The sequence below is a fragment of the Hyphomicrobium sp. genome (assembly GCF_019744875.1).
GTDB lineage: Bacteria > Pseudomonadota > Alphaproteobacteria > Rhizobiales > Hyphomicrobiaceae > Hyphomicrobium_C.
Map to the genome: position 1 here is coordinate 23,655 of NZ_JAIETU010000011.1, position 14,044 is coordinate 37,698.

At 62.7% G+C, this 14,044-nt stretch carries 10 protein-coding genes, 1 tRNA gene and 1 pseudogene; 10 read left to right on the forward strand and 2 right to left on the reverse strand.

The window, feature by feature from the left end:
• Positions 1-206 precede the first annotated feature (206 nt).
• Entirely contained in the window at positions 207-476 is a 270-nt protein-coding gene (locus tag K2Y42_RS17880; RefSeq protein ID WP_291155026.1) for a hypothetical protein, read from the forward strand.
• A gap of 19 nt (positions 477-495) precedes the next feature.
• On the opposite strand, the gene rpoH is transcribed toward K2Y42_RS17880, so the two are convergent.
• Positions 496-1,386 (reverse strand): RNA polymerase sigma factor RpoH, encoded by an 891-nt coding sequence (gene rpoH, locus K2Y42_RS17885; protein ID WP_291155027.1) that lies wholly within the window; start codon positions 1,384-1,386, stop codon positions 496-498.
• 217 nt (positions 1,387-1,603) lie between these two features.
• Positions 1,604-2,737: an RluA family pseudouridine synthase gene (locus K2Y42_RS17890; protein ID WP_291155029.1), complete on the reverse strand. Its 1,134-nt coding sequence runs from the start codon at positions 2,735-2,737 to the stop codon at positions 1,604-1,606.
• Between the two features lie 96 nt (positions 2,738-2,833).
• Between K2Y42_RS17890 and K2Y42_RS17895 the strand changes: the two genes are divergently transcribed.
• From K2Y42_RS17895 to cobA, 9 genes and pseudogenes are all read left to right on the forward strand, one after another.
• Positions 2,834-3,253 carry a hypothetical protein gene (locus K2Y42_RS17895; RefSeq protein WP_291155031.1) on the forward strand — a complete coding sequence of 140 codons (420 nt, stop codon included), beginning with the start codon at positions 2,834-2,836 and terminating at the stop codon, positions 3,251-3,253.
• Positions 3,254-3,327: 74 nt separating this feature from the next.
• Positions 3,328-3,403 (forward strand) — tRNA-Glu (locus K2Y42_RS17900).
• A 974-nt stretch (positions 3,404-4,377) separates the two neighbouring features.
• Positions 4,378-4,986 (forward strand): ANTAR domain-containing response regulator, encoded by a 609-nt coding sequence (locus K2Y42_RS17905; RefSeq protein ID WP_291155033.1) that lies wholly within the window; start codon positions 4,378-4,380, stop codon positions 4,984-4,986.
• Entirely contained in the window at positions 4,983-6,212 is a 1,230-nt protein-coding gene (locus K2Y42_RS17910; protein ID WP_291155035.1) for a CmpA/NrtA family ABC transporter substrate-binding protein, read from the forward strand. Before K2Y42_RS17905 ends, K2Y42_RS17910 begins: the two co-directional genes overlap by 4 nt.
• Before the next feature lie 288 nt (positions 6,213-6,500).
• Complete coding sequence (locus K2Y42_RS17915) at positions 6,501-7,799, forward strand: nitrate/nitrite transporter (RefSeq protein WP_291155037.1); 1,299 nt, start codon at positions 6,501-6,503, stop codon at positions 7,797-7,799.
• A 15-nt stretch (positions 7,800-7,814) separates the two neighbouring features.
• Positions 7,815-10,265: a nitrite reductase large subunit NirB gene (gene nirB / locus K2Y42_RS17920; protein WP_291155038.1), complete on the forward strand. Its 2,451-nt coding sequence runs from the start codon at positions 7,815-7,817 to the stop codon at positions 10,263-10,265.
• A gap of 4 nt (positions 10,266-10,269) precedes the next feature.
• Positions 10,270-10,596: a nitrite reductase small subunit NirD gene (gene nirD, locus K2Y42_RS17925; protein ID WP_291155040.1), complete on the forward strand. Its 327-nt coding sequence runs from the start codon at positions 10,270-10,272 to the stop codon at positions 10,594-10,596.
• Between the two features lie 9 nt (positions 10,597-10,605).
• Positions 10,606-13,260 carry a nitrate reductase gene (locus K2Y42_RS17930; RefSeq protein ID WP_291155042.1) on the forward strand — a complete coding sequence of 885 codons (2,655 nt, stop codon included), beginning with the start codon at positions 10,606-10,608 and terminating at the stop codon, positions 13,258-13,260.
• Positions 13,261-13,276: 16 nt separating this feature from the next.
• A pseudogene (gene cobA / locus K2Y42_RS17935) lies at positions 13,277-14,044 on the forward strand (uroporphyrinogen-III C-methyltransferase); the annotation flags it as partial.

Below are 14,044 nucleotides of genomic sequence, written 5' to 3' on the forward strand. Positions count from 1 at the left end.
GATTTCTTGCCGGCCGGAAGCGGCCCGTTCGCCTCGAAACGAGTCGCGGGGCAACCGTTCCTTGGCGAAACGCCTGTTCCCTCGTTTACTGCTTATCATGAGCGCGCCCCCTATCGTTTGCTTCCAGAGGCCGCGGCACACCTGGCATTTCAGGCCGTGCCAGCCGCCTTCGGATCAGAAGCGACAGCGCTCAGAGGTAAACAGGGATGGCACGTTTTGAATTTTCTTCCGAAGACGTCGTTGACGTTTCGGCACAGGGCGGCAGCACGGATGCGCTCTACCAGCTCGGACTGATGTACTGCGTCGGCCGGGATGTCGGCGTGAACCTCGTCGAGGCCCACAAGTGGTTCAATCTCGCTGCCATGCGCGGCAACGATGACGCCAAGGCCTACCGGCTCGAAATCTCCCGCGAGATGACCAAAAAAGAAATCGCGGCCGCCCAGAAGAGCGCCCGCGAATGGTTGCGTTGCCACTAAAGAAGCTGGCGTAGGTTTTTTAGGCTGCCTCGCCGGCTTCTTCGACCCGCGCGGCGCCCTGTACAGCCTTCTGGACCTTCTCGAAGGCGCGCACTTCAATCTGCCGAATACGCTCGCGTGAGACGCCGAATTCCGTCGACAGCTCCTCGAGCGTGACGGGCTCGTCCGCGAGACGGCGCGCTTCGAAAATTCTCCGCTCACGATCGTTGAGCGTTGCCAGTGCGTCGCTCAGATACGACTTGCGGCGGCCCATCTCGTCGTCCTTGACGAGCGTTTCCTCCTGGTCGGGCGCATCGTCGACGAGCCAATCCTGCCATTCTCCGGATTCGGAGTCGGCACGCACGGGCGCGTTGAGCGAGGCGTCGCCGCCGAGACGGCGGTTCATCGAAACGACGTCTTCTTCCGACACGCCGAACTTGGTGGCGATCGTCTTGACGTGCTCAGGCTTCAGATCGCCTTCTTCCAGGGCCTGAAGCTGGCTCTTGGCGCGCCGCAGGTTGAAGAACAGCTTCTTCTGGGCGGCCGTGGTGCCCATCTTCACGAGGCTCCACGAGCGCAGGATGTATTCCTGGATCGAAGCGCGGATCCACCACATCGCGTACGTCGCCAAGCGGAACCCGCGTTCGGGCTCGAAGCGCTTGACGGCCTGCATCAGGCCGACGTTGCCTTCGGAGATCACTTCGCCGATCGGCAGGCCGTAACCGCGATAGCCCATTGCGATGCGCGCGACGAGACGCAGATGCGAGGTGATCAGCTCCTGCGCCGCATCCGTATCGCCGTCATCGCGCCAGCGCTTCGCCAGCATGTATTCCTGATCCGGCTCCAACATCGGAAACCGGCGGATTTCCTCGAGGTAGCGCGACAGCCCATTCGAGCCGCCGGCAATCGTCGGAAGTGATTTTGTCGCCATGTCTGTTTCACGCTCTGGCGGGATTGACCCGTCAGTGTACGCTCCCCATATCAACGTCGCGGACAAACTCTCGATATTGGAGGTTGTTCCGTACGCGCCTGCTTGCGGCGGGCTAGGTTTCCAGCACGTTTCAGCATGCCGAACTGCAACGTGCCAGTTGCATTGGAGTTTCGTTTTCTTAACGCAACCTTATGTCGGAATCCGTCGGTCGGGATAATTACGGTTTGGAAATTTTGCGCTTCGCTTTGGCGCGAGGGCCACTGGCCGCCTGTAAATCCGGGCCTTTTAGCGCCTTGTAGAGCCTTTCGATGTCGGCCGGTCGCGAACTTGTGAAGTGGAGCGAGCGGCCCGTGACGGGGTGCTCGAACCCCAATTCCACGGCATGGAGCGCCTGGCGACCAAGTGCGGTCAAGGCTTCGGCGGCGTCGGCCGACAGTGTGCGGATGCTGGCCTTGAAGCCCGTGCCGTAGGCCGGATCACCCATCACGGGGTGGCCCAGGTGCGCGAGATGGACGCGGATCTGGTGTGTGCGGCCGGTTTCCAGAACAAGCCGCAAGCGTGTGGCGGCGGGCGTTCCGTTCAATCCGTTGAAGGTTTCGATTGCCTCGTAGTGCGTGATGGCGTGCCGGCCAAGCGTTTCGCGCACAACAGCCATGCGTGTGCGGTTGGCCGTGCTGCGTGCGAGGTTGGCATCAATGGCGCCGCTGGCCCGCAGCGGCACGCCCCAGGCGAAGGCCTCATAGGCGCGCACGAGACGGCCGTCGGTGCCGTGCGCGGCGAACTGCTCGGAGAGGCCGCGATGGGCGGCGTCGGTTTTCGCGATCACCAGCAGGCCCGAGGTGTCCTTGTCGAGACGATGGACAATGCCCGGGCGCTTCACGCCGCCGATGCCGGAAAGCTCGTCGCCGCAGTGGGCGATCAGGGCATTCACCAGCGTTCCACCGGCGTGGCCGGCGGCGGGATGGACGACGAGGCCGGCAGGCTTGTCGAGCACGAGCAGGTGCGGGTCCTCGTAGACGATGACGAGTGGAATCGGTTCGCCGGCCGGCTCGGCCGCGACAGGCTCGGGAACATCGACGACGATGTGCTGGCCGATCTTCGTCTTGGTGCCGGGGTCGCGCTCGGGCGTGCCGTCGCACGTTACGTGCCCCTGGCGGATAAGGGTCTGCAAGCGGGCCCGGCTCAGGGCGGGCGAGAAGTGGGCCGCGAGCACACGGTCCAGCCGCTGGCCGGAAGCGGCTTCTGCAACCGTGAGCTCCTGGCGGCCCGTCAGCACGACGGGTTCTTCGAACTCCGGATCTGCGATCTCGGTGTCGTCGTCTTCGATCATGGCGTCTTCGTCTTCGGTCATGATCGGCCGCCTTTTTCACCGGATTTCTGTCGCCTTGGGCGTTCGGATGCTGTTAGAGCACGGGGGTGACCAGCTTCGTTTCCGAGAGACGACACCATGAGCGAGCCCACGCCCGTCCCGCATGCCGCCGATCGCGCTGAGGCGGCCGCGCGCAATCGCAAGGAACGCGTGCTGGTGTTCATCGTCGCCTTTCTCGGCCTGCTCATCGTGGCGGGCATCGCGGCCGTGGTGCTCAGGATCATCTATCTCTCCGCAAACCCTGCCGCAAATCCCACCGCACCCCCGGGGCTACAACAGGGTTCGGTCGAAATCGGCCCGCGGACGCAGCTCGGAGCCATGGACGCGTCGCAACTTGCGTTGCCAGAGGGCGCTACGGTCAAGTCGCTCTCGTTAAGCGGTGACCGGCTTGCCGTCCACTACGAGGCGGGGGGCAAGGACGCGATCGCCATTCTCGATGTCGCATCCGGGGCGGTGCTGCGGCGATACGACGTGGTTCCGGGCGCGCCGAAGCCGTAGGTTTGCCCGCGCAAACGCAAGTTCCCGCTTGATCGCGTGCCGGGCCTCTCTTATAGGTGGCCGCTCCAGCGAGAGCCCCGTTCGTCTAGTGGCCTAGGACACCAGCCTCTCACGTTGGTAACAGGGGTTCGAGTCCCCTACGGGGCGCCACACCAGCCATAAGCCATTGAAATTGCGCAAACCCTTGGTTTCCAAGGGTTTCGCTAGCTCGACTGCTACGAATTTCTGCTTCGTAGCATGACTATGAGGGACGTGGCTAAGTTCCCCTTTCTGACCCAACGAAACGGCAGCGCAATGGAACTGCAAGCGCGATGTCGACCCTGGGCTGAGGGCTGAGGGTCGAGGCAAACAGATTGGGTGTTCACTGAAAACACCGGATCGCAGATTGGCAGAGAAGGCCTACGCGGCTCAGCACTCGGAGGTCGAGCAGATCTTCGATCGGTGGCGTACGGAGGACAGGCAACCGATTGGTAGGTCTGAACCTGATAAGAGGCCTCCATCGAAACTTGCTGTGTGACGCCGGCGCTGCTTCGGCGTCTTGCTGATATCCACTATCTGGAGGATGTCTATCGACGCATCTGCCAGGTCAGGTCCGCTTACGAGCGACAACGGGGCATCAGCGCTGGTTGGTGATCCGTCCTATGACCCCGACCCATCGACGCCAACGACGGTGTACCCTCGTGCAACAAGATCACGCGCGACAGGTACGCCTGCTCCGCAACCTATATCGAGGACCCGGCCCTCTTCGGCTGGCAAGTCCTCGATGAGGTGAACAACCCATTTTCGATGTACGGCAGAAGTTCCGAACCGTTCGAGGTAGACGCCTGCGCCGTCGTTATAGCCTGAGACGACAATCCATTTGGGGGCATTGGACGTGCCGACAACGTTTGCAGATTGGCGATCGAACGTTGAGCCCGACTGCCGCTCCTGGCCCGTCGCAGACGTTGCAGCCTAGGCAGATCCGTCCCAGAAGCCGAAGTCGGATCAGAGGCCGCCCGCACGCTCGGCCATGTTTGTCCGCTTCTGATCCGGGCTCCGCCGTCACGGCATGACAGGCTTGGAGCCATTTGCAGCACGAAGACGTATTGTGCTAATGGCCCAGCCGATAGTGATCGAGCGAGCACATGCCCGAACCCGACACCTCACTCTCCATTCTCATTATCGATGAGAATCGGCTTCGGGCGGCCGTGATCCAAGACGGGCTGCGCGATGCCGGCTACAATAGGCTTACCGTGGTCCACGACGTTGTCGGTATCGCGCGACGCATCTCGGACATATCGCCAGACGTCATCGTCATCGATCTGGAGAATCCCAATCGCGACGTGCTCGAGAGCATGTTCCAGTTGTCCCGTGCAGTGAAGCGTCCGATCGCCATGTTCGTCGATCGCTCCGACCAGGCGGCGATCGAGGCGGCGGTGGACGCCGGCGTTTCGGCCTATGTCGTCGACGGACTGAAGCGTGAGCGCGTCAAGCCTATCCTGGACATGGCGATTAGCCGATTCAATGCGTTCGCACGCATGTCACGCGAGCTGGAAGAGGCGCGCTCGCAGCTCGAAAGTCGCAAGCTCGTGGATCGCGCGAAGGGAATCCTTATGAAAACGCGCGGCCTGTCGGAAGCCGATGCGTATTCATTGCTGCGCAAGACCGCCATGAACCAAAATCGCAAGATTTCCGAAATTGCAGAGAGCTTGATCACCGCTGCCGGCCTGTTGGCTCCGCCGGAGGACACATGAACGAGCGCCGTTCACACGAGATTGTCGCCGGCTTCATGCCGCTGCTTGACAGCGCGATTCTCGTCGCTGCCAAAGAGAAGCGCTTCGCGGCCGCGGAAGGCATCGATCTCACACTCGTGCGCGAGACATCTTGGGCCAATATCCGCGATCGCATGGCCGTGGGTCATTTTCAGGTTGCCCACATGCTGGCGCCCATGCCGATTGCAGCCAACCTGGGCCTAACACCGCTCGCCGCCGACACCATTGCACCCATTGCGCTTGGCCTGGGTGGCAATGCCGTCACGGTATCGAACGCACTCTGGATCCGTATGGCTGTGCATGGCGCCATAGCCGATCTCGATCCCGCTGCAGCAGGACGAGCACTTCGACACGTGGTCGCCGAGCGACTTGGAGCGACGGATGCGCAATTGCGCTTCGCCGTGGTCCACCCGTTCTCGGGGCACAATTATGAGCTCCGGTATTGGCTTTCGGCCTGCGGGGTCGAACCGGAGCGCGATGTTGAGATTGTCTACGTGCCGCCGCCGCTCATGGCGGACGCTCTCGCGAGCGGAACCATAGACGGCTACTGCGTCGGCGAACCTTGGAACACCGCCGCTACGTCGAGCAGCCTTGGACGGATCGCGACGATCAAGGCGGCTCTTTGGCGATCGAGCCCCGAAAAGGTTTTGGGCGTTGCGGCGAAGTGGGCAGAGCGGGAGCCGGAGGCTCTTGCCGGGCTATTGCGCGCCCTATGCCGCTCGGCGCAATGGTGTGCGTCTCGCGAAAACCACCGCGAGCTTGCGGAGATGTTGGGCGCCCGCGCGCTCATCGACCGCCCGGCGGAATGGATGCTCCATGGCCTTTCCGGCACGCTCGACATTGGTGGGGGCGAGGCGCGGCAGGCCGATAACTTTTTCGTGCCGTTTGACAAGGCCGCGACCTTCCCGTGGAAAAGCCACGCGCTCTGGTTCTATTCGCAGATGGTCCGATGGGGACAGGTCGCGCACAGTGCCGGGAATGCGTCGATCGCGCGCGAGACCTATCGGCCCGACCTCTACCGTAGCGCGTTGAAGCCGCTCGGGATCGCACTTCCATCGGCGAATGCGAAGGTGGAAGGAGCGCTTGTCGCGCCGACTCCTGTCGGCTCGGCGGGCGCAAGCCTTACGCTGGGACCGGATGGATTCTTCGATGGCACTCTGTTCGATCCAGACCGCCTCGACGACTACATCGAGGCTCAGCGGCGATGAGACTTGCGGAGTTGCACTGCACAAACTTTGTGCCTCCGAAGTGAAAACTGTCTGTTCTTTGGCCTTGCTGAAATCCCGCCAACGCGCGTATTCGTTAGATAAGTTCTGATCAGGAGCCATTTGCTGCAGCGCCACCGTAGGTACGCCAGCTGGCTCTAGATCCTGACAGGTGCCCAACGATGGGCGCTGATTTGGCAAAGCCGCCGTTCAAGCCATTGCGCACCAGCGCAGGGGTTTGACCGGCGGCTTTTTTGTTTTCAAGCCTCGCGGGCACGGGAGACCGGATCGATGAACGACAGCAGTAGCTCAGATCTCAGTTTGGCGCGCTCGGATGGCCGCGCACTGTGGATGTCCACGTTCGCCTTCACCGTGTGCTTCGCGGTGTGGACGATTTTTTCCATCATCGGCGTGAAGATCAAACAGGAGCTTGGTCTCTCGGAAACCGAGTTCGGCCTGCTGATCGGAACTCCGATCCTGACCGGCTCGCTCTCGCGCATTTTCCTCGGCATCTGGACCGACCGCTTCGGCGGTCGTCTCGTGTTCACGGTCGCGATGCTGATGACGAGCTTTGCGACAGTGCTGCTCGCCTTCGCTGAAACCTATCCGCAGATGATTGCCGCCGCCCTTGGCGTCGGTCTGGCGGGCGGATCCTTTGCAGTCGGCGTCGCCTACGTTTCGCGCTTTTATCCGTCGCGACGGCAGGGTACGGCGCTCGGAATTTTCGGCGTCGGTAACGTCGGGGCAGCGGTGACCAAATTCGCAGCGCCCTTCGTGCTGCTTGCCTGGGGATGGCAGGCAGTTGCTCTCATATGGGCGGCAGTGCTCGCCGTCATGGCGGTCGCCTTCTACGTCACGACCGTTGACGATCCGGTCACCATCGAGCGCCGCAAGACCGGCGCCGCTGCCGCACCTTTCATGTTGGAACTCTCAACGCTGCGCGATAAGCGCGTCTGGCGCTTCGCGCTCTACTACTTCTTCGTGTTCGGGGCGTTTGTGGCGCTGGCCCTCTGGCTGCCGCGTTACTTGATCGGCGTCTACGGCTTCGACATCGCGACGGCCGGCATGATCGGCGCGCTCTATTCGATCCCGGCCAGCATCTTTCGGGCCTACGGCGGCATGCTGTCGGACCGGATCGGTGCACGCACAGTGATGTACTGGAGCCTCGGCGTCTCGGTCCTCGCAACGCTCATCCTATCCCTCCCACCGACGAGCTACGTCATGCGCGGCATCAACGGCGACATCTCCTCTCATTTCGAGATTGGCGTCGGCGCGTTCATCGTCGTTACATTCGTGCTCGGGTTCTTCATGAGCCTAGGCAAGGCCGCGGTGTTCAAGCACATCGCGACTTACTACCCGCAGAGCGTCGGCGCGGTCGGCGGCCTAGTCGGCATGATCGGCGGCCTCGGCGGCTTCATCCTTCCCATCGCGTTCGGTGCGCTGAACGACCTCACGGGGCTGTGGTCCAGCTGCTTCATGCTGCTGTTTCTCATCGTCGCGGGATCGCTCGCGTGGATGGACGTCACGATCCGGCGCCTGAACAGAAACGGGCAGCCCCTCTCCCCTCGCGCCGTCGTCGCAGCAGAATAGCGGGAGGCCAGTGGAATGACTGAGAAACTCATCATCATTGGCAATGGCATGGCCCCCGGGCGCATGCTGGAGTATCTCCTCGAGAAGGCGGCGGGGCGTTACGAGATCACCATCTTCAATGCCGAGCCGCGCGTGAACTATGACCGCATCATGCTGTCGCCGGTTCTCTCCGGCGAGAAGGACTACGAGCAGATCATCATTCACGGTGACGGCTGGTACATCAAGAACGGCATCACCCTCTACAAGGGCCACAAGGTCGTTGCGATCGACCGCGCCGCGAAGACCGTGACCTCCGACAAGGGCGTCACGGCCGCATACGACAAACTGGTGATTGCCACGGGCTCGGTACCATTCATCCTTCCGGTGCCAGGCAACACGCTGCCGGGCGTTCTCTCATACCGCGACCTCGACGACGTGCAGGCCATGCTGCTCGCGGCGCAGTCGCGCTCGAAGGCAGTGGTGATTGGCGGCGGCCTTCTCGGGCTGGAGGCGGCTGCCGGGCTGAAAGAGCGGGGCATGGACGTCACCGTGCTCCACCTCATGCCGACGCTGATGGAGCGCCAGCTCGATCCTGCCGCCGGCTATATGCTGCAGCAAGAACTCGAGAGCCGCGGCATCAAAGTCATCACCAAGGCTTCGACCAAATGCATTCTGGGTGCGCGCAAGGTCGAGGGCGTGGAGCTTGACGATGGGCGGATCATTCCGGCGACGCTTGTGGTCATGGCTGCCGGCATCAAGCCTAACGCCTGGATCGCGAAGGAGGCCGGCATCGCCACCAATCGCGGCATCCTCGTCGATGATCGCATGCAGACATCGGATCCCGACATCATGTCTCTCGGCGAATGCGCCGAGGTCGGCGGACACGTCTATGGCCTTGTCGCGCCACTGTACGAAATGGCGCGTATCGCCGCCGCGAAGCTCGCGGGCGAACAGGGGCCGGGCTTTGTCCACAACGACACCCCCACCAAGCTCAAAGTCACCGGCATCGACGTCTTCTCGCTCGGCGATTTCGCCGACGGTGAGGACCGGCAGGAGATCGTGCTGCGGGACGCTGCGGCGGGTGTCTACAAGCGGCTGGTGCTCAAGGAGAACCGGATCGTCGGCACCGTCCTCTACGGCGAAACGGCCGACGGCGCGTGGTTCAACGACCTCAAGAAAAAAGCGATCGACATCTCGGACATGCGCGAGACGCTGATCTTCGGCCAGGCCTACCAAGGTGGCGCGCCGCTGGACCCTACGGCGGCCGTTGCAGCGTTGCCCGATGACGCAGAAATTTGCGGCTGCAACGGCGTGTGCAAGGGCAAGATCGTCTCGACGATTAACGACAAGGGCCTGACGTCGCTCGACGACGTGCGGGCGCACACTAAGGCGTCCGCGTCGTGCGGTTCGTGCACGGGCCTCGTCGAGCAGGTGATGAAGTTCACCCTCGGAGACGCCTACAATCCCATTGCCGTGCAGCCGATGTGCGCTTGCACGACATTAGGCCATGACGACGTGCGCCGCTTGATCAAGGCGAAGGGTCTGAAGTCCATCTACGCCGTCATGCAGGAGCTGGAGTGGAAGACATCTTGCGGCTGCGCCAAGTGCAGGCCGGCGCTCAATTACTATCTCATCTGCGACTGGCCCGGCGAATATGCCGACGACTATCAATCGCGCTTCATCAACGAGCGCGTTCACGCCAACATCCAGAAGGACGGCACCTATTCAGTCGTTCCGCGCATGTGGGGCGGCGTGACGAACGCCAGAGAATTGCGCGCCATCGCTGACGTGGTCGACAAGTTCCAGATCCCGGCCGTGAAAGTCACCGGCGGCCAGCGGATCGACATGCTCGGCGTTCGCAAGGAGGATCTGCCTTCGGTGTGGGCCGATCTCGGCAAGGCCGGGTTCGTATCCGGGCATGCCTACGCCAAGGGTCTGCGGACGGTGAAAACGTGCGTCGGCAGCGAATGGTGCCGCTTCGGCACGCAGGATTCCACTGGCCTCGGCATCCGCATAGAAAAATTCATGTGGGGTTCCTGGACACCCGCCAAGGTGAAGATGGCCGTCTCTGGCTGTCCGAGAAACTGCGCCGAAGCCACCTGCAAGGACGTCGGCGTCATCTGCGTCGATAGCGGATACGAGATCCACTTTGCCGGTGCCGCCGGCCTCGACATCAAGGGCACCGAAGTTCTTGGCCTCGTCAAAACGGAGGACGACGCGCTCGAGGCCGTCGTCGCGCTGACGCAGATGTACCGCGAGCAGGCACGGTATCTCGAGCGCATCTACAAATGGGCAAAACGCGTCGGCATCGACGAAATACGCCGGCAGATCCTCGACGATCCGGAACGCCGGCGCAGTTACTTCGATCGCTTCGTGCATTCGCAGAAATTCGCCCAAGTCGATCCCTGGTCGGAGCGCGTGTCCGGCCTGCACAAGCACGAGTTCCGTCCGCTCGCCACGGTCGGCCTTCCCCAAGCAGCGGAGTGACGCCATGCAGTGGATTGCAATCGGACAGCTATCGGATATTCCGCAGCGCGGCGCGCGATGCATCAAAACCCCTCACGGAAAAGTGGCCGTGTTCCGCACGGGTGACGATCGCGTGTTCGCTATCGAAGATCATTGCCCCCACAGGGGTGGCCCATTGAGTCAGGGCATCGTCCACGGCGCCTCCGTGACGTGTCCGTTGCACAACTGGGTCATCTCTCTTGAGACCGGAAAGGCGCAAGGCGCAGACGAAGGAGCCGTGCGCACCATTCCGCTGAAAACAGAAGGCGGAACGATCTATATCGCCAGCAGCGCCGCAGTAGAGGCGGCCTGAGCGATGGAAATGGCCGCCCCGCGCTCCGTCAAGACGACATGCCCCTATTGCGGCGTCGGCTGTGGGGTTATTGCCGAAATCGGCTCGGGCGGTGACGCGAGCGTCCGCGGAGACCCGGATCATCCGGCGAACTTCGGGCGGCTCTGTTCCAAAGGCTCGGCTCTGGCGGAGACGATCGGGCTCGATGGGCGGCTGCTCGATCCCGAGATCCAGGGCGCTCGAACGAATTGGAACACGGCGCTCGATCTCGTCGCCACGAAATTTAGCAACACGATCCGAGAGCACGGGCCCGACTCCATCGCCTTCTACGTTTCCGGACAGCTTCTCACAGAAGACTACTACGTCGTGAACAAGCTGATGAAAGGTTTCATTGGCACGGCGAACATCGACACCAACTCTCGCCTGTGCATGGCGTCGTCCGTTGCCGGGCACCGCCGCGCTTTCGGCTCCGATACCGTGCCCGGCTGCTACGAGGATCTCGAACTCGCCGATCTCGTCGTGCTGGTCGGCTCGAATCTCGCCTGGTGCCATCCCGTGCTCTACCAGCGCATCGCCGCCGCCAAGGAGAAGCGGCCCGAGATGAAGGTCGTGCTGATCGATCCGCGCCGCACCGCGACAAACGACCTCGCGGATCTTCACCTGGCGATACGGCCTGACGGCGACGTCTCGTTGTTCCTCGGCTTGCTGAGCCACCTCGGGCGCAACCGCGCGATCAACGCGCAATACGTTAGCCGCCACACCTCGGGCATCGTCGAAGCGCTTTGCGCCGCCGATGAGCTTGACCCCTATACGCTGGTACGAAGAACGGGTCTGCCGCTTGCAACGCTGGAAAGGTTCTATGCGCTGTTCGCGGCGACCGAGCGCACCGTCACCGTTTACAGCCAGGGCGTGAACCAGTCCGCATCGGGCACGGACAAAGTCAACGCGATCATCAATTGCCACCTGGCAACCGGACGCATCGGCAGGCCCGGCATGGGACCGTTCTCGGTCACTGGCCAGCCGAATGCGATGGGCGGGCGCGAGGTCGGCGGCCTCGCAAATATGCTGGCCGCGCACATGGCCATCGAGAACCCCGAGGATCGTGACCGCGTGCAACGCTTCTGGCGCGCGCCGGCCATCGCCACGAAGCCCGGCCTCAAGGCCGTCGATATGTTCCGCGCTGTCGCCGATGGACGGATCAAAGCCTTGTGGGTGATTGCGACGAATCCCGTCGTCTCGATGCCGGACGCAGAAAACGTCAAAAACGCCATCGCGGCCTGCCCGTTTGTCGTTGTGTCGGACGTTACGGCGCAGACTGACACAGCAAAGCTCGCGCATGTTCTGCTTCCCGCCCTCGCCTGGGGCGAGAAAAGCGGCACCGTCACCAACTCAGAGCGCCGCATTACGCGCCAGCGCAGTTTTCTACGCGCGCCCGGTGCAGCCCGGGCCGACTGGTGGATCGTCTCAGAGGTGGCTAAGCGCATGGGTCATGGAGAGGCGTTCTCCTATCGTGGGCCGGAAGACATCTTTGCCGAGCATGCCGCGCTTTCGGCTTTCGAGAACAACGGGACGCGCGACTTGGATATCGGCGCGTACGCTCAGCTCGACGCCGCCGACTACGACGAACTCCCGCCGTTCCAATGGCCAAGCCCGAAGCAGGGCGAAGCGAGGGTGCGCTTGTTCCACGACGGCGGATTTTATACGCCGGACGGCAAAGCGCGCATCGTTCCGATCAGCCCCGGCGCTGAGGAGCCTGCTACGCCGGGCTTCCCGCTGACCCTCAACACGGGCCGCGTGCGCGATCACTGGCACACGATGACTCGAACCGGCAAAAGCGAGCGGTTGTCGCAGCACTACGCCGAGCCGTTCGCTGAAATTCATCCTGACGACGCTGAGCGTTTCCGGGTCAAAGACGCCGACCTGGTTCGCGTCTCCACGGGGCTGAACTCCATACTGGTGCGGGCGCTCGTGACACCTCGCCAACAACCGTGCTCGATCTTCGTTCCGATGCATTGGAACGATCAGTTCGCTTCGAGCGCACGCGTCGATTGCCTCGTCCCCAGCATTACGGATCCGATTTCCGGCCAGCCGGCCTCTAAAAACGTTCCGGCTCGGATCGAGCGCTACGTAGCGGCCACGTACGGCTTCGCGGTGCTGCGTTCGCGGCCCGCGCGCGTTCCCGCGCAATACTGGGCGATCGCCAAATGCAAAGGCGGATGGCGAGTTGAGTTTGCTCTATCGAGCGAACCCGGCGACTGGCACGCCTTCGCGCGCGGCCTCCTCTCCAGCGCAAACGACCCGGCCAACTACGAGGATACGCAAACAGGACGCAGACGCTTTGCGGCCTATGGCGACGGGCATCTCACCGGAATGCTGTTTCTAGCGCCGGAACCGGTTGCCGTCTCGCGCGAATGGGCCATTTCACAGCTCGCCGCGTCGAACACCTCAGCGGGCAAGCGCAACGCAGTTCTCGCAGGACGCCCCGGAGCTGGCGTCGTCGACCGCGGTGCGACGGTCTGTGCCTGCTACGGCATTGGCGCGAACGAGATCTCTGCGGCCGTTCGAAACGGCTGCTGCACCGTCGCGGCCATCGGTGAAGCCACTCAGGCAGGTACCAACTGCGGCTCGTGCCGTCCCGAGATCAAGAGGATCATTCATGACAACACGCTCGCGAAGGCCGGCTAAAGGTGTGCGAAACAACGGCGGGGGCGTCACCCTGGTGGGAGCCGGGCCAGGTGATCCGGATCTGCTGACTCTCAAGGCTATCAAGGCCATGCAGGACGCAGACGTCATCTTGTTCGACGCGCTCGTCTCCTACGAAATCCTCGCGTTCGCCAGAACAAACGCGAAGCGTATGCTCGTCGGCAAGCGCGGGCACCGTCTATCCTGCCGCCAGGACGACATCAACGACCTGATGCTGAAGCTCGCCCGGCGGGGCAAGCACGTCGTACGCCTGAAATGCGGCGACCCCTCTATTTTTGGCCGCGCAGGCGAAGAGATCGCCCATCTAGAAGCGGCCGGCATTCCCGTGAGCGTCGTGCCGGGAATCACCAGCGCTTCCGCCATGGCGGCATCCCTCAACATGTCGCTGACGCATCGCGACTGCGCTCATTCCGTCCGCTTCGTCACCGGCCACGCAAAAACCGGGGACATGCCAGCCGATCTCGACTGGAAGGGGATTGCCGATCCCACAACGACGCTTGTCGTTTACATGGGTGGCCGCACGAGCGGGGCGATTGCACGCCGCCTCATGGCCGAAGGCCTCGATGTGTCGACGCCGTGTGTCCTCGCAACTTCGATTTCGCAGCCTAGAGCGCACCACCGCCTTGGCACCCTCCAAGATCTCGCCAGCGGAACATTGCAGAGTGAAAGTGACGACCCCGTACTGATCGGCATCGGCTCTGCATTCGCTGTGGCCGCGTCGCGCGCGAACGACATACCGCTAGCCGCCGCATCCTGCCAATCGTGA